The following is a 22,099-nucleotide window of genomic DNA, read 5'->3' as shown; positions in this document are numbered from 1 at the left end:
CCTAGTACTTTAGCCATTTATGCCATGGTTTTCCAGTAAAAACTGGCTAAATAAAAAACTACAGGAAATAGTACTTTCCTGTAGTTGTCTTGTAAGTCGTTGAAATCGAAAGCCCTTTTTTCTGTGGCATTTAAGCCATAGTCGGTTGTCCAAACCAAACATCAGAAAACATACTGTAGCTGCGTATTTATTACATTTAAAGGACAGCTATATGCCACAAGCAAAATCGTTTAGTAGTACAGAACTTACCCAAGTTTTGGAGTATATAAAAGCCACCAAACACAGCGTACGTAATCGCGCTATGTTGCTATTAACGCATTGGGGTGGGCTCAGAGTAGGGGAGGTAGCGGCCCTACGTGTATGCGACGTTTTAGACCCTGAAAACCAAGTCAAAAGTGAGATCCGCTTATTGCCAGAGCAAACTAAAGGTCGCCATCCACGCACAGTCTTCCTAAATGAACGTTTAAAAGCGGAGTTACAAGCGTTTGCCAATGAGATCGCCATTAAAGACCGCAACTACGCATTCTTTCCCACGCAGAAGTATCCAAAACGCGGATTTACGGCTAATACACTTACGCAGCACTTTAAGCACATATATAAAGCAGCGGGTATCGCTGGTGCTACTAGTCATAGTGGTCGCCGTAGCTTCATTACTAACTTAGCAAGTAAAGGTATTGGGGTAAGAGTGCTGATGAGCTTAGCAGGGCACCGAAATATCAGCACAACGCAGGCTTATATTGATGTCAATGACGATATGAAGCGTAAAGCGGTAGAGCTAATTTAATAAGCTTAGCTCTTTTTGCGTTTTTCAGAGACTGCCCAAGGATGAGGATCAGTGCAGGGAAACTTCATCTCTGTAGCGTTTGCCATTAAAAAGTTAGCGGATTTCAAAATATCACTGGCAATATTTGCAGCTTGTATACGTAAATCCTCGGGCACATCCACATTTTTTCGCAAGCCTTTAAATAGCGTGGGGTGAAGGTCCATTTTGTAAGCAAAGTTGTAGAGCTTAAAGCCTGGTTTTGCAGATTGCTGCTGATAGGCTTTATAAACATCAAGCCATTTTTTAATCGTTTGATAGGTTAGTTTAGATTCACGGTATTGATGGGCTGGGGCAGTACTGTGATCCCAGCGATCATCCTTTTCCCGATAGTACTCACTGTAGCGCTCTAATATTTCATCAAATTGAGCTTTTAGTGCCTTAGGAGCTAAATTCAATGGAACTTCTATTTTTAGGGTTGGCAGTTTATTAACTGGCTGATTTAATTTGAAGGTTAATTCAGGTTGATCTTTATCTAAGACTTGTATGGCTTGGTATGGAACTTGCTCAGAGAAAATCTGATAGCCAGTACGTTGCCACCATGCTGAAAACTCTATGTCTCGTAAGTCTCCAAATAGCTCCCAGGTTCTTTGGGATACCTCGCTTGGAAACTCTAATGTCTGTGAAACCTTTTCATACCAAGGTGATGCCTTGAGGGTATCAAACCAAGATTCATAGAGGGTGCCTTTAGCCAGTTTTGAGGAGCTCTCCAGAGTTTGGGGGAATAGCCGATCTTCAGGGCTAAGCCCCTTTAAGAAGAAATGAATGGTCATTTGTATGGGCCCTCTGGAGCTACTGCGCTTAATTAACTAGCTAAATTGATTCCACATTAACACATCGAAAAATACAGGTATTGAGGTCATATTTTCAGTATTTTGTGCGATTTAGGGAGAAGGCGCAATAACCAAATCCCTAAAAAATTGATGAATTAAAAATTAAATTGTTACTCAGCAACAAACAAGTTCGGTGATTTTTAAACATCAATTTTTACAAAGGAAATAAAAATGTTAGCAAATCAAGAAGTGGTTCTGGAGGGTAATTTAGGCGTAACAAAGTCGCTGATTGGGCAGGCTGAGGATTTAGCGGCTGAGCATGAGGCATTTAATACAAATTATGTGATTGGTGGGCGTAAAGCGTTGTATAGCTTATTAGGGAAGATTGCAGTATTAGTTGATCAGTTTGATGCGGCTGTTGATAAGGCTGATCTGATCAAAATAGTTCGTAAAAACCTACAAGAGCAGTACGGCATTAAGACGCAAGACAATACCTCTGATGTCACTGTATTAGTGCGCTACATCACTCGTGCTGATCGTAAAACTGCACACGTGTATGCAAGGGCAATTCAAACTGCAAGGGTAAATCAAATTGCCCCAGCGCAGTTTACTGAGTATTTAGAGCAGGCTGGCGGTATTGAGCAAATACGCGCTATTGGGGTAGACACGCAGGCAGCAGAAGCTATTCAAGACTTAGAAGAAGAGCAGCTTAGCTTAGCGTATGAGTTTTTGAATGCACGCACCGAAATGCCGTTTGCTAGCTTTGATGCACCCAAAGCATTTAACGGAATTTACAGCAAGAGCTGCACTTATGAATATGTTATTTGCTCAGTAAGTGCTAATGGTCAGTACAACGTTCTTGGCAAGTTGCCAGCTGAAGTAACTTTTGAGCATTACGCGATCAGGTTTTTCTCAAAACACTTATGCAAAGACATAGATCAAGCAAGAACTGGCGTAGCTAAGGTTGTTACTGAAGCTCAAAAAAGACGAGCTGTGCGTGAAGCAGTAGACCAAGCTAAGCATGAAGTGCGCGAAGAAATGAATCAATCAAAAAATCAATCAATCTAAAGGAAAAATAATCATGTACGCAACTAAAACAAACGGCAATTTCGGATTACGGATGACAGCCAATAAAGCTGGATGTCAATACGACAAAGATAATTACAGGGATCTTGAGAAGCGTTATAGCAATGTTGAGACTTACATCAAGCAAATTGCAAACGGAAAAATACATAACTTAATTGTTAACGGGCCTCCGGGAGTTGGAAAGACATACTCTGTTGAAAACTACTTGAACAAATATGCCCAAGGAAAATACAAAGTAGTTAAGGGGCATATGACCCCGCTGAGCTTGTATGGCAATTTGTACTTGCATAGAGATGAAAACAGTGTTTTGGTATTGGATGATATTGATTCGGTATTTAAGAAAATTGAAGGAGTCAATTTATTAAAAGCAGCAATTGATACATCTGCGGTACGAAAAATTAGCTGGGAGAGTACTTCCCCGTTGAAAGGTACAAATATTCCGGACTCGTTTGAATTTAAAGGCAGCGTAATTCTAATTTCGAACATTGGCTTTAACGGACGTACAAAAGGCGATCTTTCAGCGCACTTAGATGCATTAAAAGATCGTAGTTATAAGCTTGTTATTGCTGACGGCTCAAAGGAAAGCTGCTTTAAACAAGTGTGCTTCATGGTTTCAAAGAAAAACTTACTGGGTGATTTTAAATTGAGCAAAAAACAAGAGTTTGCAATTTTGCAGTACATCGAGGACAACTTAGAAAAGTTAGACAAGATAAGTTTACGTACCGCGGTGAAATTAGCGCAGCTTATCGCGATCAATGCTAAAGATTGGCAATGTATGGCAGATAGCGGCTTACTTAACGAGACAGAGGAATAAGGGGGCTATATGAAAAATAACAATGTAATTATTTCTCTAGCAGATGGGCGGCAAGTAAGTTGGGAGGAGTTTTCCTCTTGGAGTGCGCATAAGCAAAGAATGGGGTTAAACCCACATGCTAAAAACATGGTCTGGGGTGTTGATCATTCGAACAAAATGCGGCAGATCGTAAAGGAAAGTTATGAAAAAGGTACACGAAAAATTAACTGGAACTTTGGTGGCAAGAATGGAATGGCTAAAGCCGTAATGACGCCAGCGGGCAAGTTTTCGTCGTTAAAAGAAGCTAGAGATCATTATGGTGTTAACACAGAAAAATTACGGGATTGGATGCGTAAAACACGCTGCGATGAATTTTATTTTCTAGATACGGCAAGCGGCGATACAGGGAAAGGATCTAAAGCAAAGGTTGTCATTACACCAGATGGAAAGTTTGACTCGATTAACGCTGCGGCAAGACGCTACGGTGTTGGCGCTAGAACGATTAAGACTTGGATTCGTACGATGCGAAAAAATGAATTTTTATATAGCGAATAAGGAGGCTTAAATGAACAATAGCAATCACATGATTAAGTTAAGTAATGGCACCGAAGTTACTTGGGAGGAGTTTTCTAGGTGGAATGGGAGTCGACAAACAATGGCGCTCAAGGGTAAGAGGCTTCCGGCCGATTTCGGTAAAAAAAGATCTGAAATTATGAATAGGGGTTATGCGCAAGGTACGATTGATAAATCGAAGTGGCAAAGAAGGGTAATGACCCCTTTAGGGGAGTTTGCTTCAATCAAGCTTGCTGCTGAGACTTATGGTGTACTAGGTCAAACTATCCATTGGTGGATTGAGCGATCGCAAAAGCCAGGATTTTATTTTTTGGATCCAAAGCTACCAAAGACGGTAAGAAATTTAAATGCTCCCAGTCAGGCTGGCATGAAGTCGGCTAAACCAATCATGACGCCTGATGGTGAATTTCCTACGATGCGAGCTGCAGCTGAGCATTATGTGGTGACTAAAGACTCTATTAGAAACTGGCTAAAGCGGAAGCCTGAATCGTTTTACCTTTTAAATAAAGTGTAGTTATATAGGAGACGTAACCCCTTGAAATCCTAATGGTCTACCTTGGATGTCTGCTCTCATAACCAGAGAACCTAAACAGGACCTAAACATTACAAAAAGCTAGCTTTTGAGACTAAAGGTGGGGTTTGGTCATTTGAGCGTTACTTTAAGTAACGCTGGGCATGCTAGAAAGTGTGTAGTCAAATACTACACATTTTTCAATGGCGATACTTTAAATAATCTACCTACAAAAATATATTGGGGTTGTAGTGTGCGGCAAATTTATAACTCTTCTCTCGTATAAGAAATACCCTCTTCGTCATAGATGCAATAAATTAAATCAAGCATTGCCTTAATTTCTTCAGACTTATCCATTGATCTAGTGCTCATGATGATGGGGGAGTAGGCATGCTTTTCATTTAATTCTAGATATACAACGTCATCACGTTTCATGCCCTGCAAGCTAAATGGAACAATGGATACACCTTCGCCTGCAGCAACAAGGCCAATAGCTATTTGTAATTCTCGAACTTCAATAATCTTTTTGGGATGAACATCCCTTTCTTTGAAACCATTTAATACTTGGTCTGCGTAACTAGGACGGGGATTTTTTGGAAAGACAATGAGATTTTCATCGGCTAAGTCTTTTAAGTTGATGGGCTTGTTTGATTTTGATAGTGGGTGCTCATAAGGAACTGCAGCAATGAGTTTTTCCTCCCTCAATACAATCCGTCTGATATTGGCGTCTTCATGACGTACTCGTCCAAAGCCAATATCAATCTTTCCATCTTTCAAAGCTTTGAGCTGTTCCATTGTTGTCATTTCATACATCCGCAATTCAATGGAATTAAATTTGGCTCGATATTTTCGAATAATTTTCGGAAGTTTTCCGTAGAGCGTTGATGCAACAAAACCGACATTCAGAATTCGGTTGATATTACCAACCCGTTGAGTCATAGCCTTGAGTTCGCCAGTTCTAGCTAAAACCTGCTTGGCATGCTCATAGAAAAAGTTGCCCGCGTCTGTCAGTTTGAGGGGTCGCGAGTTCCTTACAAACAAAGTTACGCCCAACTCTTCTTCGAGTTGTTGGATCTGCCTGCTCAAGGGCGGCTGTGCTATGAACAGTTTTTCAGAAGCTCTAGTGAAGTTCTTTTCTTCTGCAACAGCAACAAAGTAGCGTAGATGCCTTAATTCCATATGTATACCTTTTAAGTATCAAAAGGATACCAAATCAGTCTTGGACTCGTCAAAAAGACCTGTTTAGAGTTCATTTATCGAAAAACTATACGAAATAGATATGATCAAATCAGTAGAAACCCTAATAGTTGATGTGCCGACTATCCGCCCACACAAGTTATCTGTGGCCACGATGAATGCCCAGGCTCTTGTTTTGGTGCGCATTCTTTGTGATGACGGTATTGAGGGATGGGGTGAGGCCACCACGATTGGAGGTCTGAATTATGGTGAAGAGAGCCCAGAAAGTATCAAGACCAATATCGATACCTATATGGCACCCCTGATTGTTGGTATGAAAGCCGATCAGGTTGCCAAGGCAATGAATAAGTTGCGCTCTACTATACAAGGTAATCGTTTTGCTAAGTGCGCAATCGAGACTGCATTGCTTGATGCTCAAGGTAAGCGCCTTGGTGTTCCGGTTAGTGAATTGCTAGGCGGCCGCGTTCGGGATGAGCTTCCAGTTGCATGGACATTAGCAAGTGGAGATACCAAAAAAGATATTGCCGAAGCGGAGAAGATGATTTCACTGCGCAGACACAATATTTTCAAATTGAAAATTGGCTTGCGCTCTGTTGAAGCGGATGTAGAACACGTACTCGCAATTAAACGTGCATTAGGCTCTGATATCAGTGTGCGTGTAGATGTGAACCAGGCATGGAGTGAATTAGATGCTGTTAAAGGTATAGCTTCACTTCAGGCAGGTGGAATTGATTTAATTGAGCAGCCTGTCAAAGCTTCATATAAAGCAAGCATGGCTCGCCTGACTAATCAGTTTGATGTTGCCATCATGGCCGATGAAGCATTGCATGGTCCTTTTGATGCATTGGAACTAGCAAATAAATTTGCAGCCGATGTTTTTGCCGTCAAGATCAATCAGTCAGGCGGTCTCTTCCCAGCGCTTCAGGTAGCAACCATTGCAGAACTTAGTGGCATTAGTTTGTATGGCGGCACCATGCTTGAAGGTGCAGTTGGTACAGCAGCCTCTGCCCATGTGTTTTCTACTTTCAGCGACTTAGCATTTGGAACCGAATTATTCGGACCGCTATTACTTACTGAAGAAATTCTGACTGAGCCATTGGTTTACAAGGATTTTTCTCTACAGGTTCCTAAAGGTCCTGGTCTTGGCATTCGGCTAGACATTGAAAAAATTAATTATTTAAAACGTCAGCAAGGTCATTCAGACCAAGTTGATTTGATACCTGCATAAAAGGAGACAACATGTTATTCCACGTAAGAATGAATGTGAATTTACCCACTTCAATGCCAGAGGCTGAGGCAGCGGCATTGAAAAAGAAAGAAAAAGAAATTGCGCAAGGATTGCAAAGCTCTGGCAAGTGGCGTCATCTCTGGCGCATCGCTGGCCAGTACGCAAACATTAGCGTATTTGATGTTGCGAGCGTAGAGGAATTGCATACAGCTATTTCGACACTTCCACTCTTCCCATACATGCAAATTGAAGTAATGCCTTTGTGCAGACATCCATCTTCCGTAAGGGGGGACGACAGTTAATTATTTGAAAAATTTCACAGATATGCAGTTGGTAGCGAACTTAATTACACACATACAAATTAATAGGATACAAAATGAAACATACTGATATTGAAAAATTAGCAAAAGAATGGATTGTTGATGCAGCCGATTCTCCTGCGAACAAGCGTGTTCAAGAAATTACATTGCGCTTGGTTACTGACCTATGCAAAGCAATTGAAGACTTGGACATTACCCCAACGGAATTCTGGAAGGGCTTAGAGTATTTCTCAGAGGCTGGCGCACGTAATGAATTAGGCCTATTGGCTCCTGGCATTGGTCTAGAGCGCTTCTTAGATATGCGCGCGGATGAGGCCGATGAGAAGGCTGGCCTAACAGGCGGTACACCACGTGCTATTGAGGGTCCTTTATATGTTGCTGGTGCTCCAGAGTCAAAAGGCTTTGCACGCATGGACGATGGCTCTGAGGTGGATAAAGCAGAACCATTGTTTATGCAAGGTACAGTTTTTGGTGCTGACGGTAAGCCATTACCAAATGCCAAGGTAGAAGTTTGGCATGCCAATACATTGGGTGGTTACTCATTCTTTGATAAGACTCAGTCTTCATTCAATTTACGTCGCACCATCATTACTGATGAGAATGGTCGCTATTCATTCCAAAGCATCATGCCAAATGGTTATGGCTGCCCGCCGGATGGTTCTACTCAAGCTTTGTTGAATTTATTGGGTCGTCATGGCCAACGCCCAGCGCACGTTCATTTCTTTGTAACTGCACCTGGTCACAGAAAGTTAACTACTCAAATCAATATTGATGGCGATAAATATCTCTGGGATGACTTCGCCTTTGCAAGTCGTGAAGGACTTGTTCCTCCAGTAGTTCGCGTTAATGACGCAGCCGAACTTAAAGCTAAGGGTGTAAGCAAACCATTTGCTTCGATTGATTTCGATATTCAGATGGTGATTGAGAAGCCAGCCGCTGCCTCTGGAATTGTCGAGAGAACTCGCGCAGCTGCGTAATTTGAATATGGGATGCCAGCATCCCATTCATAAAGGATAAAAAATGATCCCAATTCATGTAGATAACAGTCCAAAACTCAAAAGCCTTGATGAATTCTTAATTGAGGATAAGGAGAAGGGCGACTATCGTCTTCACCGTAGTGCTTTTACCGATAAAGATTTGTTTGAATTAGAGATGAAGCACATCTTTGAGGGTAATTGGATTTATTTGGCGCACGAAAGTCAAATCCCAAACATCAATGATTACTACTCTACCTATATTGGTAGTCAGCCAATCTTCATTTCTCGTAATCGTCAGGGTGAACTGAACGCCATGATGAATGCTTGTAGCCATCGTGGCGCTCAGTTGTGCCGTCATAAGCGCGGCAACAAGGCTACTTTCACTTGCCCATTCCACGGCTGGACATTTAATAACAGCGGAAAGCTCTTGAAGGTTAAAGATCCAGAGGAGGCCGGCTACCCAGAGTGCTTTAACAAGGAAGGCTCACACGATCTCAAGAAGGTGCCTAAGTTTGAAAGCTATCGTGGCTTCTTATTTGGTAGCTTAAATAATGATGTTGCCCCTTTAAAGGACTTTTTGGGTGAAGCCGCCAAGATCATTGACATGATTGTGGATCAATCTGCTGATGGACTCGAAGTATTGAAGGGCGCCTCAACTTATACCTTTAACGGTAATTGGAAGCTTCAGGCAGAAAACGGTGCTGATGGTTATCACGTATCTGCTGTTCATTGGAACTATGCTGCAACTACCAACCATCGTAAAGAGCAAGAAGCAATTCGCGAAGACAACATCAAAGCAATGGATGCTGGCAAGTGGGGTAAGCAGGGTGGTGGCTTCTATTCATTTGATCACGGCCATATGCTCCTCTGGACAAAGTGGGCTAATCCACAGGACCGGCCAAATTTCCCGAGGCACCAGGAATTTTCCGATAAGTTTGGCAAACCAATTGCTGATTGGATGATTGAGCGCTCCAGAAATCTTTGCTTATATCCAAACGTGTATTTGATGGATCAGTTTGGTTCACAGATCCGCTTACTGCGCCCATTAGCTGTTGATAAAACTGAAGTCACTATCTACTGTATTGCTCCAAAAGGCGAGTCAGCAGAAGCGCGCTCTAGAAGAATTCGTCAATACGAGGACTTCTTTAACGTGAGCGGTATGGCTACTCCAGATGACTTGGAAGAGTTTAGAGCTTGCCAGGAAGGCTTTGCTGCAAAGACGATCGAGTGGAACGATATGTGTCGTGGTTCAGAGCATTGGATTGAAGGCGCTGACGATGCGGCTAAAGAGATCGGCTTGAAACCCGTATTAAGTGGCTTGAAAACTGAAGATGAGGGCCTGTACACAGTTCAGCATCGCTATTGGCTTGAAACAATGAAAAAAGCAGTTGAGCAAGAGCAGGTGAACGCATGAAAACAATCTCCATATTAGATATCAATGCATTTTTGTATTACGAGAGTCGCCTATTGGACGATGAGCAGTGGGATGAGTGGCTTAATTGCTATAGCCCAGACGCTGAGTTTTGGATGCCTTCCTGGGACGATAACGATGAGTTAGTCACAAATCCACAAGAAGAAATTTCTTTGATTTATTACCCAAATCGTCAAGGCCTTGAGGATCGTGTATTCCGCATTAAGACTGAACGCTCAAGCGCAACTATGCCCGACACAAGAACCTGTCACAACATTACTAATGTTGAGTTAGAGAAGCGTGATGGTGATATCTGTACGGTTCGCTTTAATTGGCACACCCTAAGTCATCGATACAAAACCAACTACAGCTACTTTGGTATGTCTCGTTATGTAATCGACTTCTCTGGCGATAAGCCAATCATTTTGAACAAATACATCGTTCTTAAAAATGATTACATCAGTCAAGTCATTGATATCTATCACATTTAATACATCGGCGGAATGCTATGAGCTATAACATCGCACTACAGTTTGAAGACGGGGTAACTCGCTTTATCTCCTGCAACGAAGGCGAAAAACTTTCTGATGCTGCATATCGTCAGAAAGTGAATATTCCGCTTGATTGCAGGGATGGGGCTTGTGGTACCTGCCGTGGTTTATGTGAATCTGGTGATTACGATCTACCTGAGTCTAGTTATATAGAGGATGCACTTACTCCGGAAGAAGCTGCTCAGCGTCAGATCCTGGCTTGTCAGATGAAGCCCAAGTCGGATTGTGTGGTGAAGATTCCCGCATCATCTGCCGCATGTAAGACTGGATCTTCATCATTCCCAGGCAAGATTGCACAGATTGAAAAACTATCGAACTCAACAATTGGGTTCTCAATTGAGCTTGATGATCCTGCTTCTTTAACGTTCCTACCTGGCCAATATGTCAATGTGCAAATTCCAGGAACAGACTTAACGCGGGCCTATTCTTTTAGCTCTCCGCCAGGCGCATCCATTGCATCTTTTGTAGTGCGTAATGTCCCTAATGGTCGTATGAGTCAGTATCTAGCAGACATTGGTAAGTCAGGCGATGCGATTTCATTTGCCGGACCAAATGGTAGTTTCTATCTGCGCGAAGTTAAGCGTCCGGTGTTATTTCTCGCTGGTGGAACAGGTATTGCACCATTTTTATCGATGCTAGACTCTTTAGCTGCATCGGGATCTGCGCATCCAATCAAGATGGTATTCGGTGTGACAAATGATATGGACTTAGTAGCCCTAGATCAGCTCGAAGCCATGAAAACAAAGCTGCCTGGTTTTGAGTACCGAACAGTAGTAGCTTCTCCTGAAAGTGCTCATGATCGCAAGGGCTATGTCACAGAGCATATTGAAAGCGAATGGCTAAATCAGGGCGACGTGGATGTCTACTTATGTGGTCCTGTAGCCATGGTGGATGCTGTAAGAAATTGGTTGGCTGGAGCGGGTGTTACCCCAGCAAATTTCTTGTTTGAGAAATTCTCTCCAAGTGCTGTAGGTGCATGATGACTCAGGCGCTAAGATTTAAGAATAAAGTTGCTATTGTCACGGGTGCCGCTCAGGGGATTGGCGAAGGTGTAGCAATTGCCTTAGCCAAAGAGGGCGCAAAGGTTGTTTTGGCTGACCGCTCTGATCTAGTTGATGAGGTGGCAAAGAAGCTAGGTAAGCTAAAAGCAAAGTCTTTGACGGTTAAAGTTGATTTAGAGACCTATGCTGGTGCTACCAAACTAATTTCCGAGGCAGTAAAGGCATTTAAAAAGATCGACATTATTGTTAATAACGTCGGTGGCACTATTTGGGCAAAGCCTTACGAGAACTATGATGAAGATCAAATAGAAGCAGAGATTCGTCGCTCCTTGTTTCCAACCTTATGGTGTTGTAGGGCTGTATTACCAGTGATGATTAAGCAACAGCATGGCGTTGTCGTAAATATTTCTTCTATTGCCACTCGCAGTATTCACCGCATTCCATATGCCGCAGCAAAAGGCGGAGTAAATGCGATGACTGCTAGCTTAGCATTTGAGCATGCTAAAGATGGTATTCGCTTTAATGCCGTCGCCACTGGTGGAACTGAAGCTCCTCCGAGAAAAATTCCCCGAAACAAGAATAAATTATCCAAGCAAGAAGAGGTTTGGTATCAAGGGATCATTGACCAAACGATTGATTCCAGTTTGATGCATCGGTATGGAACAATTGAGGAGCAGGTAAGGGCGATTTTGTTCCTGGCTTCTGATGAGTCATCTTATATCACTGGCACAGTATTACCGGTTGGTGGCGGAGATTTGGGCTAATGAAGCGCGCCTTTTTCAAAGATATTTCACCCTCTTCAATTACGGCTGGATTTCTAGTTGTATTGATTTCCTATGCTGGGCCGATGCTGATATTTTTTCAGGCCGCATCTCTAGCTCAGGTATCTAATGAAGTTCTATCTTCTTGGGTATGGGCGGTATCGTTTGGTGGTGGCATTTCCGGGATTTATCTCAGTTGGAAATACAAGATGCCGATCATTACTGCTTGGTCCGCTCCTGGCGCTGCGCTCTTAATCGCCTTATTTCCGCATATGTCGGTCAATGAGGCAATTTCTTCTTATATCACTGCCGCAATGATCATTCTATTAATTGGCATTACGGGTACCTTTGACAAGCTAATAAAGCATATACCCAAGGGAATAGCGGCCGGAATGATGGCGGGCATTCTATTTCAGTTTGGTATCAATATATTTAAATCTGTATCAACCATGCCTGCCTTGGCTTTATCGATGATTGGAATTTATCTGATATTCAAAAGGTTGATACCAAAATTCGCGATCTTAGTTGTTTTATTTTCAGGAATCGGGCTGGCATATCTCATTGGTGATGTTAATCCAGATAATTTCAGGCTAGCTTTGGCCCATCCTACATTCATCACTCCTGTGTGGACTTGGGAATCAACATTCAGCTTTGCAATACCGTTGGTTCTAGTAAGTTTGACCGGCCAATACTTGCCGGGAATGGCAATCCTCAAGTTATCGAACTATCACGTGCCCGCTAAGCCCATTATTACTTTTACAAGTTTCATGTCCCTGGTAACCGCATTCTTTGGTGGCATTACCACTACGACTGCAGCAATTACGGCAACCCTATGTACAGGCAAAGAAGCTAACGAAGATCCAAACAAGCGATATGTTGCAGGCATTTTCAGCGGCGTTTTCTTTTTAATTGGCGGTTCCTTAGCAGGTTCAATCGTTCTCATTTTTACCAGTCTTCCAAAAGAGCTCATCGCGCTTTTGGCTGGCTTAGCTTTACTTGGCGCAATCGTCACTAGCCTCATGAGCACTTTAGAAGAACCCGATCATCGTGAGGCTGCCGCAATCACATTTTTAGCAACTGCATCTGGCATGACTTTTTTAGGTCTGGGATCAGCATTCTGGGGAATTGTGATTGGATCTATTGCATATGTTGTTTTTGATAAAGATTTATTGAAATTAAAGAGTAAAGAAAAGAATGATTGATAAAACATCGGCTTCAATACATGAAGCTATAAAACAAATCAAAGATGGCTCAACCGTCATGATTGGTGGCTTTGGGACGGCTGGTCAGCCTGCGCAGTTAATTGATGCTTTGATTGAGCATGGAGCCAAAGAGCTAACAGTAGTAAACAACAACGCTGGAAATGGTGATGTCGGTTTGGCCGCCTTGCTCAAAGCAGGCCAGGTGAAAAAAATTATCTGCTCCTTTCCAAGGCAATCTGACTCTTATGAGTTTGATAAGTTGTACTACGCCAAAAAAATTGAACTCGAATTAGTCCCGCAAGGTAACTTAGCGGCTCGCATTCAGGCGGCAGGGGCTGGTCTTGGTGCTATCTATACCCCAACAGGATTTGGCACCCTCTTGGCTGAAGGCAAAGAAAGCAAAGTTATTAATGGCAAAGGCTATGTGCTTGAGTATCCGATTTATGCCGACTTTGCACTCATTAAAGCATTTAAGGGTGATCGCTGGGGCAATCTTACTTATCGAATGAGCGCTAGAAATTTTGGCCCCATTATGGCGACCGCAGCTAAATGCACCATCGCTCAGGTAAATGAAGTGGTGCCTCTGGGAGATCTAGATCCCGAGCATGTTGTTACACCGGGTATTTTTGTAAAGCACGTTGTTGCTGTGAAGGGGAAATAAAAATGGCATACCAACGTTTAACTAGAGAGCAAATTGTTCAAAGAGTGGCTCAAGATATTCCGGAGGGCTCTTACGTAAATTTAGGTATTGGGTTGCCTACAAAAATCGCTAATTACCTTGATGTTGATAAAGAGATATTTTTGCAAAGCGAGAATGGGGTTCTTGGCATGGGTCCAGCTCCAGCTAAGGGAGACGAAGATCCTGATTTGATCAATGCGGGGAAGGAATTTATCACCCTATTAAAGGGCGGCTCCTATTTCCATCATGGCGATTCATTCACGATGATGCGCGGTGGACATATTGATATCTGTGTATTGGGCGCTTTCCAGGTTGCTCAAAATGGTGATCTAGCAAATTGGCACACTGGTTCGCCAGATGCGATTCCCGCTGTAGGTGGAGCAATGGATTTAGCAATTGGCGCAAGAAATGTATTTGTAACGATGGAGCATGTCACCAAGAATGGTGAGGCAAAGATTGTTGAAAAATGCACATACCCACTTACCGGTATGGGTTGCGTAAATCGCATTTATACAGATCTTGCTGTTATCGATGTCACACCAAACGGTTTGGTTGTGAGTGAAATGGTTCCTGGGCTCACCTTGGGCGAGCTGCAAAAACTAACTGACGCACCTTTATCTATAGCTCAATCATGAAAAATAATTCAAATGCATATATTTGTGATGCCATTAGAACTCCTTTTGGTAGGTACGGTGGGTCACTATCTACTTTAAGGGCGGATGATTTGGCTGCATTACCAATTCAAGCTCTCATGATGCGTAATATTGTTGATTGGTCAATGTTAGATGACGTTATTTTTGGTTGCGCCAATCAGGCGGGTGAAGATAATCGTAACGTTGCTAGGATGGCCAGCTTGTTGGCTCGTCTACCAGTGGAAGTGCCTGGATCCACCATCAATAGACTCTGTGGCTCTAGTCTTGATGCCATTGGTATAGCTGCAAATGCAATTAAAGGTGGCGGCAACCATCTAATGATTGCGGGGGGTGTAGAGAGCATGTCTCGGGCACCTTTTGTAATGGGTAAAGCCGACTCTGCGTATTCAAGATCGGCAAAAATTGAAGATACAACTATTGGTTGGCGCTTCATTAATCCCTTAATGAAGGCTCAGTATGGCGTTGACTCCATGCCAGAAACAGCAGAAAACGTTGCCGAAGACTTTAGGATTTCCAGGGCTGATCAGGATCTATTTGCGTTTACTAGTCAGCAGCGTACTGCAAAGGCGCAGGCTGCAGGCATCTTTGACGATGAAATTATTCCGGTAAATATTCCGCAGAAAAAGGGCGATCCTGTTGTTTTTTCTAAGGATGAGCATCCGCGTCTCACCACCCTAGAAACTTTAGCTTCTCTAAAAAGCATTGTTAAACAAGGTGGCACAGTTACTGCCGGCAATGCTTCAGGCGTAAATGATGGCGCTTGCGCCTTGCTTCTTGCCTCAGAGCTTGGTGTAAAGCAGCATTCCCTGACTCCAAAGGCGCGTGTTGTGGCTGTGGCTGCGGCTGGCGTTGCTCCAAGAATCATGGGATTTGGTCCTTCGCCTGCAGTGAAGAAGGTTTTGGAAAAAGCAGGTTTAAAGCTTAGTCAGATGGATGTGGTTGAGCTAAATGAGGCATTTGCATCGCAGGCTTTAGCAGTTACTCGTGATCTTGGTCTTCCTGACAACGCGGCGCACGTCAATCCAAATGGGGGCGCTATTTCTCTTGGGCATCCACTAGGGGCATCTGGTGCGCGATTAGTAACTGCAGCTATGTATCAACTGATTCGCACTAAAGGTAGATACGCTCTTTGCACTATGTGTATTGGTGTTGGGCAGGGCATAGCCATGATTATTGAACGAGTTTAGGAGTAGTAATGAGTATTGCGCACATTAACGGAATTGACATCTTCTATTTGACAGATGGCGATCCTCACAAACCAGCAATTATTTTCTCTAACTCTTTAGGAACAGATCATTCTATGTGGGATGGTCAGCTTGAAGTATTAAGAAGAGATTTCTACTTAATCAGATACGACACTAGAGGTCATGGATTAACTCATTCTCCAAAGGGTCCGTACACCATTGCACAGCTAGCAAATGATGTTTTAGGTCTTCTTGATTACCTCAGTATTGATAAGGCTTTCTTCTGTGGAATTTCGATGGGCGGGCTTATTGGTCAATGGCTAGCGGTCAATGCGCCCGAAAGAATTGAGGCGTTAGTGATTGCAAATACTGCGCCAAAAATAGGTAATGAGCAGGCATGGAATGAGCGGGCGGCTTTAGCTAGAAAAGAGGGTCTCAATACTATCGCAGAATCCGCTCCTTCGAGATGGTTTACACCAGAGTTTTATGGTTCAAGCCCTAAAGCAGTTAACGAATTACTGATTAACTTGAAAAATATGAACCCTGAAGGTTATGCAAGTTGTTGCGAGGCATTGGCTACTGAGGATCTTAAGGGGGGGATTTCAGAAATCAATATTCCTGCATTAATTATCAGCGGGGATAAAGATCCTGTTACCACTATTAGTGATGCTCAGTATATGCAGTCCCAAATTAAAGGGTCTCAACTACAAGAGGTGCCTGCTTCGCACATTTCAAACATTGAAGCAGAAACTGAATTCAATCAAGTAATCAAGCAATTTTTTGCAAATCAAATCAAACACAAATTGGAGACATAAGCATGAGTCAAATTGATGTTCATAAGTTAATAGACGAAGCGAGGTTTAATAAATTTCACTGGGGTCTTTTATTTTGGTGCGGTCTAATCATCATTTTTGATGGTTACGATCTCGTCATCTATGGAGTTGTTTTGCCTAAATTAATGGCCGAATGGCAGTTATCACCCATGCAGGCAGGGACTTTGGGTAGTTATGCATTATTTGGCATGATGTTTGGAGCTATGTTCTTTGGGCCGTTATCAGACAAGATAGGGAGAAAAAAGACTATTGCAATGTGCGTTACATTGTTTAGCTTCTTTACCTTTATTAATGGTTTTGCAGAAAACCTTACGCAGTTTGGTATCTGTCGATTTATTGCTGGATTAGGCATTGGTGGCGTAATGCCTAACGTGGTTGCTTTGATGACTGAATATTCACCTAAAAAAATTCGTAGCCTGCTGGTAACGATTATGTTTAGCGGTTACTCAGTTGGCGGTATGTTATCGGCTGGCGTAGGAATCTATTTAATTCCGACCTATGGCTGGCCCTCAGTTTTTTTCGTTGCCATTATTCCACTGCTGCTGCTACCAATCATTCTTTACTATCTGCCTGAGTCACCTGGATTTTTGATTAAATCAAATCGGAACTCTGATGCTGGAAAAATATTAAAAAAAATCGCCCCAGAGCGCGGCACATTGCTTTCTAATGAATATATCTATCCATTAGGTAAAGCCTCTAGCTCTGTACCTTTGGTTTCGCTCTTTAAAGATGGTCGCGTATTAAGTACTTTAATGTTCTGGACTTCATTCTTTATGTGCCTATTAATGGTTTATGCGTTGGGATCTTGGCTTCCAAAGCTAATGAACAAAGCTGGGTATGAGATGGGTTCAAGCCTAATGTTCTTGATGGTGCTAAACATTGGCGCTATCTTTGGAGCGGTTGGAGGTGGTTGGCTTGCCGATAAGTTCCATCCACGCAAGGTACTTACCATTTTCTTTATTTGCGCTGCCGCTTCAATTAGTCTCTTAGGTGTTAAGAGTCCATTCATTGTTTTAAATCTATTGGTAGCTATTGCAGGCGCAACCACAATTGGCTCTCAAATCTTGCTCTATGCCTATGTTGCGCAATACTACCCATTAAAAATTCGTTCCACTGGTATTGGTTGGGCCTCTGGCATTGGTCGTGTGGGCGCTATTTTAGGTCCAGTGCTAGGCGGTACTTTGTTAAGCTTGGGTTTGCCATTGGAATTTAACTTCTATGCATTCGCAATTCCAGGCGCAATTGCATGTATTGCAATCTCATTAGCAGGGAAAAGTGGGCATGATGGGAAATAAACGGAAGCCATCCTGGATAGGAAAGGGCATTGGAATTGCTGCAATATTCCTGTACTTCAGTATGGCTAATGCACAGGAATGGCCCACTAAGCCAATTAAATGGATTGTTCCTTTTCCGCCCGGCGGGGCAATGGATGTGATTGCACGCGCACTTGCAGATAGCTCCTCCAAATCTTTGGGTCAGACAATCTTTGTCGAAAATAAGCCCGGTGCAGGCGGGAATATTGGAGCGGAATTAGTAGCTCGTTCTGAAGCTGATGGTTACACAATGATGATTACTTCAATTGGCATGGCTACCAATAAGTTTTTATATCCAAAATTAAGCTATGACCCGATAAAGGATTTTGCGCCCGTTAGTCTCATTGCTATTGTGCCTAATGTATTGGTTACTAATGCTACCCAGCCTAACGTAAAAACAGTTGCGGATGTGATAGCAAATGCAAAGGCGCAGCCTGGAAGGATTACCTATGCGTCAGCAGGTAACGGCACTTCTATTCATTTGGCTGGAGAGGTATTTACGTCGTTAGCGAAAATAGATATGCAACATATTCCTTATAAGGGTAGCGGCCCAGCAGTGACTGACTTACTTGGCGGTCAAGTGAATTACATGTTTGACAGCATCACTTCTGCAAAGCCTCATATTCTTTCTGGAAAGCTAAGGCCAATCGGTTTAACGACAATCAAGCGCTCTAAGGCCTTGCCAGGCATACCAACCATTGCTGAGTCTGGGTTACCAGGATATGATGTCACGCCTTGGTTTGCAGTTTTTGTGCCAGCGAATACTCCAAAGCCTATTATTAAGAAGTTGAATGTAGCCTTGGTAGCCAGTATGAATACTCTTGCCATTAAGGATAAGTTTGAAAGTATTGGTGCTGAACCTATAGGATCATCGCCAGAAGAGCTGGGGGTTTATCTAAATAAAGAAATTGAACGCTGGGGAAAGGTTATTTCAGTAAATCAAATTAAGGCTGATTAAGATCTAGCTACCCACATTTTCATTCTGAATGCCAACAGAGCTTGAGCCTTTGTTGGCATTTTTTTTGCTACAAATTTTCGTCCAAAAGTTTAGAAATTAATTGTGAATTCATTTATCTACTTCACTATAGCAATGTATTACATTTAATTATATTAAGTGTCATTAAAATGCATTAGACATCATGCAGTTCTTTACCTAGACTGGCTTCGATTGCAGGTTTTGCATTCGGGTCACCAAAATTAATTGAAAGTTAAAAGGTAAAGGAAATAGGAAATGAAAAAGATTATTACAGCGGCGGGCTTAGCAGCTGTTTGTGCAAGCGGCGTACAAGCACAATCAAGTGTAACGGTGTATGGAATTATTGATGCGGGTTATGTAGGCGGCAACTCAAGAGTAGTCAGCCCCACAACAGGCGCAGAAACAAAGACAACAGTAAGTCAATTTGGTCAGAATGCAGAGAGCTCTAGTCGTATTGGTCTAAAAGGAATTGAAGACTTGGGTGGTGGATCATCCGCATTTTTCACAACAGAATTTCAAATTTATCCTCAAGATGCAAACTTAGGTGGCAATGCAAATAATGGCTTATTTAATCGACAGTCATTCGTTGGTCTAAAAAAGAATGGTATTGGACAAGCGGCACTTGGTTTGCAATACACGCCAATTTTTAACGCAGGGTTAGCAACGGATCCAGGTAACTTTAACAACCTGACTGGTAACGTCATATACGCAAGTGCGCAGGGAATTGCGAGTGCAAGCGCTGGAACTAGCTACATTGGTTTTACAGCTCGCACGGCAAATACATTGTCATTTAAAACCGATTCAATTGCTGGGTTTACCGCAAGCGGTATCTATACTTTAAATAATAAAAACGAAACACAAACAACATCAGGGGCAACCATTACGGGTGGTTTTTCTTTGGGCGGCAGCTACGAATCGTTAGCTGCCCCTCGCTATATAAGCGTTACTTTAAGTAACGCTTATAAATCTCTCAAAAGGCACTGTGGAGCAACGAAGTGTGAAATGGTTGCTCCAAATATTCATTGGTTTTGAAAACCAAAGAGTGAGGCATTACTCCTTATGATCTAGTTAATCTAGTCACACAAATACTCACACACCGATAACCAGACAACGTAACCTCTTGAAATCCTAATGGTTTTCTTTGGGTATCTGCTCTCATAATCCTTTGGTCCCAGGTTCAAGTCCTGGTGGGCCTACCAATGAAATTAGCGACTTAGGGAGAAATTCCTAAGTCGTTTTTCTTTAATGTGTAGTCGGTGTGTAGCAAATATCACCGCTAGACCCCAATAGATATATGGCTCTAGCTTGGAGCAATGAACTATTTGTTGCCCTTGGTTTGCAAGTGCTCAAGGGCTGCTTTCGGCCAGTAAGCGACATTACGTATGTCGTAAATTGTTAGGAGGGTGACTTGCACTGTGTAAGCGCTTCCATTTCAACGCAAGTAACTTCAATCTTGTCTAAATCTTTAGTTTTACTTGGAAAGATTTGGACAGAAGCTCCAAACAAAGCGAACATAACCCGATTTTTATTTTGTAAGTCTAAGTAAGGGGTATTGGGGCGGGGTTGGTGAATGGGGTTTTATTGTCGCAGACTCTTGTCTCAACAAATTATTAAGCGCAATCTAGTAGGTTAGTCATAGATTGGAGGCATAATCGGTTTTTTAAAATATTAGCTCTACAGCCAACACTTATCCTCACGTAGCCATGTGCCTCTTAAAAAAAATCAAAATTGCTTTCTTTCTGACTTTAATTTCTGGCAGCTTATTAGTGACGAATGCCTATTCTCAAGCTAATTTGCTAGTTAATCCAACCTTTACTGGGGATAGCACATCTGGCTGGACAATAACTAATTTACTGTCAGCCTATGCTTCGAGTGGTGTATTTTATGCTTATCAGAATACGGGGACTGGTTCGCTTAGTCAGTCCATTACGGGTTCAGCTGGAACCTACGCCGTCTCAGGTGCTTACAATTTTAGTTATAGCCTCTCAAACACAATGTCTATTAAGTTGGGGGATAGTGCAACCACCTCATTGACTGGAAGCGCTTTAAATACTTCTACAAACTTTAGTATTCGTCTTACTACCACTACGGCAAACCCAAACATTTTCTTTTATATTGGCACCATCCCCGGTGGTGGAGAACCAAGCTGGGAGAATTTATCGGTGACTTACCTTGTTGAGGGTCCCTCTGCTGCGGACACCCAAACTTCCCTTGTCAACACTGCATCATCTTTGCAAAATATCTACACACTGCAGAACTCAGTTCTAGCTAACAGCTTTGCCTACGATTGCGCCTTATTTGATAAGAATAATGTTTGCGTATCTGCTGGTGGTCGAAATACGGCAGTCTCAGCGGCTAACGGCTTGAATAACACCAGCGGTCTTCTCATTGCTGCTTATCGCCCACACATTAATTATCGTGTAGGCGCGTATGTAGACCAGAACCTCTCAGTCAATAATGCAGGCTCTACCGTAAACCTCGGAAATAACACGCCACTCATTGGCCTGTTTGGTGCTTGGAATGAACGTTTAGATGGTGCTGGCGCTGAGGTAAAGGTCTCCTTGGCCTATGGTCAAAAGAACACTACGATTAACCGCCAAGTGGTTGGGACATCCGAAGCTGGTTCAGGCTCATCCCAGTTAAATAGCCAAGGCGCTCAAGCGGTAGTTAAGTATGGATTTGGGGTTGCACAGAGCGTGATTGTTTCTCCATATGCCGGTGTTCGCTATACCCAAAACAATATGGGTGGCTATACAGAAGGTACTTCTGCAACAGTCACAGCGCCGTTGACTTACTCAGCACTCAATACCAATGCCACTACTGCTTTAGCAGGCGTAGGGGCTAGCTATAGAGGTATCCCTCAAACCAATCTTTTTGCCAGTGCTGGGGTAGAGACTGATACCAATACCGCTAATGGTGCTGTATCTGCAACTGGTGTTGCTGGGTTAAGCCCGGTGAACTTTAACGCTAACCCCGTTAAGACTCGCCCAACAGCAATGGTTGGGGCTACTTACGATGTGGCAAAGAATCAACGCTTAGGTGTGACCGGCATTTATCGTCAAGAGCCGTATCAGGCTGTTTCTACAACTACTGTGATGGCTACGTACACAGTTGGTCTGTAAGCACTTGATTAATAGTCTTTAATAAAGCCCGCTTCGGCGGGTTTTTTATAAATGTGTGGCTGCTGTGGGTCGGTAGTTGCCCCTCGCTACATAAGCGTTACTCAAAGTAACGCTTATTCCTCTAGAAAGTACTTT

The 22,099-nt window shown here is 42.8% G+C and carries 23 protein-coding genes; 21 read left to right on the top strand and 2 right to left on the bottom strand.

From position 1 onward, the window contains the following. The first annotated feature begins 211 nt into the window (after positions 1-211). On the top strand, positions 212-784 hold the full coding sequence (locus tag FD960_RS08320; RefSeq protein WP_215298593.1) for a site-specific integrase: 573 nt from the start codon (positions 212-214) through the stop codon (positions 782-784). 5 nt (positions 785-789) lie between these two features. Here FD960_RS08320 and FD960_RS08315 read toward each other — a convergent pair whose 3' ends face one another. Beyond that, entirely contained in the window at positions 790-1,593 is an 804-nt protein-coding gene (locus FD960_RS08315; RefSeq protein ID WP_215298591.1) for a hypothetical protein, read from the bottom strand. 231 nt (positions 1,594-1,824) lie between these two features. Here FD960_RS08315 and FD960_RS08310 point away from each other — a divergent pair, with 231 nt between their 5' ends. The 4 genes from FD960_RS08310 to FD960_RS08295 are packed head-to-tail and all read left to right on the top strand — an operon-like array spanning position 1,825 to position 4,559. After that, positions 1,825-2,661 (top strand): hypothetical protein, encoded by an 837-nt coding sequence (locus FD960_RS08310; RefSeq protein ID WP_215298590.1) that lies wholly within the window; start codon positions 1,825-1,827, stop codon positions 2,659-2,661. Positions 2,662-2,674: 13 nt separating this feature from the next. Next, complete coding sequence (locus FD960_RS08305; RefSeq protein WP_215298589.1) at positions 2,675-3,493, top strand: hypothetical protein; 819 nt, start codon at positions 2,675-2,677, stop codon at positions 3,491-3,493. Positions 3,494-3,502: 9 nt separating this feature from the next. After that, entirely contained in the window at positions 3,503-4,027 is a 525-nt protein-coding gene (locus tag FD960_RS08300; RefSeq protein ID WP_215298587.1) for a hypothetical protein, read from the top strand. Between the two features lie 10 nt (positions 4,028-4,037). Further along, the gene (locus FD960_RS08295; protein WP_215298585.1) at positions 4,038-4,559 is read left to right on the top strand and encodes a hypothetical protein; all 522 of its coding nucleotides are present in this window, start codon (positions 4,038-4,040) and stop codon (positions 4,557-4,559) included. Between the two features lie 261 nt (positions 4,560-4,820). Here FD960_RS08295 and FD960_RS08290 read toward each other — a convergent pair whose 3' ends face one another. Continuing rightward, positions 4,821-5,735, bottom strand: coding sequence for a LysR family transcriptional regulator (locus FD960_RS08290; protein ID WP_215298583.1), 915 nt, complete (start codon positions 5,733-5,735; stop codon positions 4,821-4,823). A gap of 100 nt (positions 5,736-5,835) precedes the next feature. On the opposite strand from FD960_RS08290, the gene FD960_RS08285 reads away from it, so the two are divergent. The 16 genes from FD960_RS08285 to FD960_RS08210 all read left to right on the top strand — a co-directional run bounded on the left by FD960_RS08285 (position 5,836) and on the right by FD960_RS08210 (position 21,964). Further along, entirely contained in the window at positions 5,836-6,981 is a 1,146-nt protein-coding gene (locus FD960_RS08285) for a muconate/chloromuconate family cycloisomerase (RefSeq protein ID WP_215298582.1), read from the top strand. An 11-nt stretch (positions 6,982-6,992) separates the two neighbouring features. Next, entirely contained in the window at positions 6,993-7,283 is a 291-nt protein-coding gene (gene catC, locus FD960_RS08280; protein ID WP_215298580.1) for a muconolactone Delta-isomerase, read from the top strand. 74 nt (positions 7,284-7,357) lie between these two features. Next, complete coding sequence (gene catA, locus FD960_RS08275) at positions 7,358-8,278, top strand: catechol 1,2-dioxygenase (protein WP_215298578.1); 921 nt, start codon at positions 7,358-7,360, stop codon at positions 8,276-8,278. A 43-nt stretch (positions 8,279-8,321) separates the two neighbouring features. After that, positions 8,322-9,692 (top strand): benzoate 1,2-dioxygenase large subunit, encoded by a 1,371-nt coding sequence (gene benA, locus FD960_RS08270; protein ID WP_215298576.1) that lies wholly within the window; start codon positions 8,322-8,324, stop codon positions 9,690-9,692. Further along, positions 9,689-10,180, top strand: a complete 492-nt coding sequence (gene benB, locus FD960_RS08265) for a benzoate 1,2-dioxygenase small subunit (RefSeq protein WP_071466649.1) — start codon at positions 9,689-9,691, stop codon at positions 10,178-10,180. Before benA ends, benB begins: the two co-directional genes overlap by 4 nt. Positions 10,181-10,197: 17 nt before the next feature. Continuing rightward, positions 10,198-11,220, top strand: a complete 1,023-nt coding sequence (gene benC, locus FD960_RS08260; protein WP_215298574.1) for a benzoate 1,2-dioxygenase electron transfer component BenC — start codon at positions 10,198-10,200, stop codon at positions 11,218-11,220. Next, positions 11,220-12,005 (top strand): 1,6-dihydroxycyclohexa-2,4-diene-1-carboxylate dehydrogenase, encoded by a 786-nt coding sequence (locus FD960_RS08255; protein WP_215298572.1) that lies wholly within the window; start codon positions 11,220-11,222, stop codon positions 12,003-12,005. Before benC ends, FD960_RS08255 begins: the two co-directional genes overlap by 1 nt. Further along, on the top strand, positions 12,005-13,204 hold the full coding sequence (locus tag FD960_RS08250) for a benzoate/H(+) symporter BenE family transporter (RefSeq protein ID WP_215298570.1): 1,200 nt from the start codon (positions 12,005-12,007) through the stop codon (positions 13,202-13,204). The genes FD960_RS08255 and FD960_RS08250 overlap by 1 nt, the downstream gene beginning before the upstream one ends. Further along, positions 13,197-13,865: a 3-oxoacid CoA-transferase subunit A gene (locus FD960_RS08245; protein ID WP_215298568.1), complete on the top strand. Its 669-nt coding sequence runs from the start codon at positions 13,197-13,199 to the stop codon at positions 13,863-13,865. Before FD960_RS08250 ends, FD960_RS08245 begins: the two co-directional genes overlap by 8 nt. A 2-nt stretch (positions 13,866-13,867) precedes the next feature. Then, positions 13,868-14,518, top strand: coding sequence for a 3-oxoacid CoA-transferase subunit B (locus tag FD960_RS08240; protein ID WP_215298566.1), 651 nt, complete (start codon positions 13,868-13,870; stop codon positions 14,516-14,518). Further along, positions 14,515-15,723, top strand: a complete 1,209-nt coding sequence (pcaF, locus tag FD960_RS08235) for a 3-oxoadipyl-CoA thiolase (RefSeq protein ID WP_072582878.1) — start codon at positions 14,515-14,517, stop codon at positions 15,721-15,723. The genes FD960_RS08240 and pcaF overlap by 4 nt, the downstream gene beginning before the upstream one ends. 8 nt (positions 15,724-15,731) lie before the next feature. Beyond that, positions 15,732-16,535, top strand: coding sequence for a 3-oxoadipate enol-lactonase (pcaD, locus tag FD960_RS08230; protein ID WP_068949219.1), 804 nt, complete (start codon positions 15,732-15,734; stop codon positions 16,533-16,535). A gap of 2 nt (positions 16,536-16,537) precedes the next feature. After that, on the top strand, positions 16,538-17,848 hold the full coding sequence (locus tag FD960_RS08225) for an aromatic acid/H+ symport family MFS transporter (RefSeq protein WP_068949218.1): 1,311 nt from the start codon (positions 16,538-16,540) through the stop codon (positions 17,846-17,848). After that, positions 17,835-18,824: a tripartite tricarboxylate transporter substrate binding protein gene (locus FD960_RS08220; RefSeq protein WP_228385062.1), complete on the top strand. Its 990-nt coding sequence runs from the start codon at positions 17,835-17,837 to the stop codon at positions 18,822-18,824. The genes FD960_RS08225 and FD960_RS08220 overlap by 14 nt, the downstream gene beginning before the upstream one ends. 273 nt (positions 18,825-19,097) lie before the next feature. Then, positions 19,098-19,874, top strand: a complete 777-nt coding sequence (locus FD960_RS08215; RefSeq protein ID WP_215298564.1) for a porin — start codon at positions 19,098-19,100, stop codon at positions 19,872-19,874. 962 nt (positions 19,875-20,836) lie between these two features. Continuing rightward, on the top strand, positions 20,837-21,964 hold the full coding sequence (locus FD960_RS08210; protein ID WP_215298563.1) for an autotransporter outer membrane beta-barrel domain-containing protein: 1,128 nt from the start codon (positions 20,837-20,839) through the stop codon (positions 21,962-21,964). Positions 21,965-22,099 lie beyond the last annotated feature (135 nt).

The organism is Polynucleobacter sp. AP-Nino-20-G2, from assembly GCF_018688235.1.
Lineage (GTDB): Bacteria > Pseudomonadota > Gammaproteobacteria > Burkholderiales > Burkholderiaceae > Polynucleobacter.
The sequence above is the reverse complement of the archived record's forward strand: the minus strand, read 5'-3'. Positions and strand labels throughout refer to the sequence as shown.

What these genes read in the sequence shown, in the direction of transcription:
- catC (WP_215298580.1), top strand. Translation starts at nt 6,993, where the DNA reads ATGTTATTCCACGTAAGAATGAATGTGAATTTACCCACTTCAATGCCA.
- FD960_RS08315 (WP_215298591.1), bottom strand. Translation starts at nt 1,593, where the DNA reads ATGACCATTCATTTCTTCTTAAAGGGGCTTAGCCCTGAAGATCGGCTA.
- catA (WP_215298578.1), top strand. Translation starts at nt 7,358, where the DNA reads ATGAAACATACTGATATTGAAAAATTAGCAAAAGAATGGATTGTTGAT.
- benC (WP_215298574.1), top strand. Translation starts at nt 10,198, where the DNA reads ATGAGCTATAACATCGCACTACAGTTTGAAGACGGGGTAACTCGCTTT.
- FD960_RS08225 (WP_068949218.1), top strand. Translation starts at nt 16,538, where the DNA reads ATGAGTCAAATTGATGTTCATAAGTTAATAGACGAAGCGAGGTTTAAT.
- FD960_RS08210 (WP_215298563.1), top strand. Translation starts at nt 20,837, where the DNA reads ATGTCTATTAAGTTGGGGGATAGTGCAACCACCTCATTGACTGGAAGC.
- FD960_RS08305 (WP_215298589.1), top strand. Translation starts at nt 2,675, where the DNA reads ATGTACGCAACTAAAACAAACGGCAATTTCGGATTACGGATGACAGCC.
- pcaF (WP_072582878.1), top strand. Translation starts at nt 14,515, where the DNA reads ATGAAAAATAATTCAAATGCATATATTTGTGATGCCATTAGAACTCCT.
- benA (WP_215298576.1), top strand. Translation starts at nt 8,322, where the DNA reads ATGATCCCAATTCATGTAGATAACAGTCCAAAACTCAAAAGCCTTGAT.
- FD960_RS08290 (WP_215298583.1), bottom strand. Translation starts at nt 5,735, where the DNA reads ATGGAATTAAGGCATCTACGCTACTTTGTTGCTGTTGCAGAAGAAAAG.
- FD960_RS08215 (WP_215298564.1), top strand. Translation starts at nt 19,098, where the DNA reads ATGAAAAAGATTATTACAGCGGCGGGCTTAGCAGCTGTTTGTGCAAGC.
- pcaD (WP_068949219.1), top strand. Translation starts at nt 15,732, where the DNA reads ATGAGTATTGCGCACATTAACGGAATTGACATCTTCTATTTGACAGAT.
- FD960_RS08245 (WP_215298568.1), top strand. Translation starts at nt 13,197, where the DNA reads ATGATTGATAAAACATCGGCTTCAATACATGAAGCTATAAAACAAATC.
- FD960_RS08240 (WP_215298566.1), top strand. Translation starts at nt 13,868, where the DNA reads ATGGCATACCAACGTTTAACTAGAGAGCAAATTGTTCAAAGAGTGGCT.
- FD960_RS08220 (WP_228385062.1), top strand. Translation starts at nt 17,835, where the DNA reads ATGATGGGAAATAAACGGAAGCCATCCTGGATAGGAAAGGGCATTGGA.
- FD960_RS08295 (WP_215298585.1), top strand. Translation starts at nt 4,038, where the DNA reads ATGAACAATAGCAATCACATGATTAAGTTAAGTAATGGCACCGAAGTT.
- FD960_RS08310 (WP_215298590.1), top strand. Translation starts at nt 1,825, where the DNA reads ATGTTAGCAAATCAAGAAGTGGTTCTGGAGGGTAATTTAGGCGTAACA.
- FD960_RS08300 (WP_215298587.1), top strand. Translation starts at nt 3,503, where the DNA reads ATGAAAAATAACAATGTAATTATTTCTCTAGCAGATGGGCGGCAAGTA.
- benB (WP_071466649.1), top strand. Translation starts at nt 9,689, where the DNA reads ATGAAAACAATCTCCATATTAGATATCAATGCATTTTTGTATTACGAG.
- FD960_RS08250 (WP_215298570.1), top strand. Translation starts at nt 12,005, where the DNA reads ATGAAGCGCGCCTTTTTCAAAGATATTTCACCCTCTTCAATTACGGCT.
- FD960_RS08320 (WP_215298593.1), top strand. Translation starts at nt 212, where the DNA reads ATGCCACAAGCAAAATCGTTTAGTAGTACAGAACTTACCCAAGTTTTG.
- FD960_RS08255 (WP_215298572.1), top strand. Translation starts at nt 11,220, where the DNA reads ATGACTCAGGCGCTAAGATTTAAGAATAAAGTTGCTATTGTCACGGGT.
- FD960_RS08285 (WP_215298582.1), top strand. Translation starts at nt 5,836, where the DNA reads ATGATCAAATCAGTAGAAACCCTAATAGTTGATGTGCCGACTATCCGC.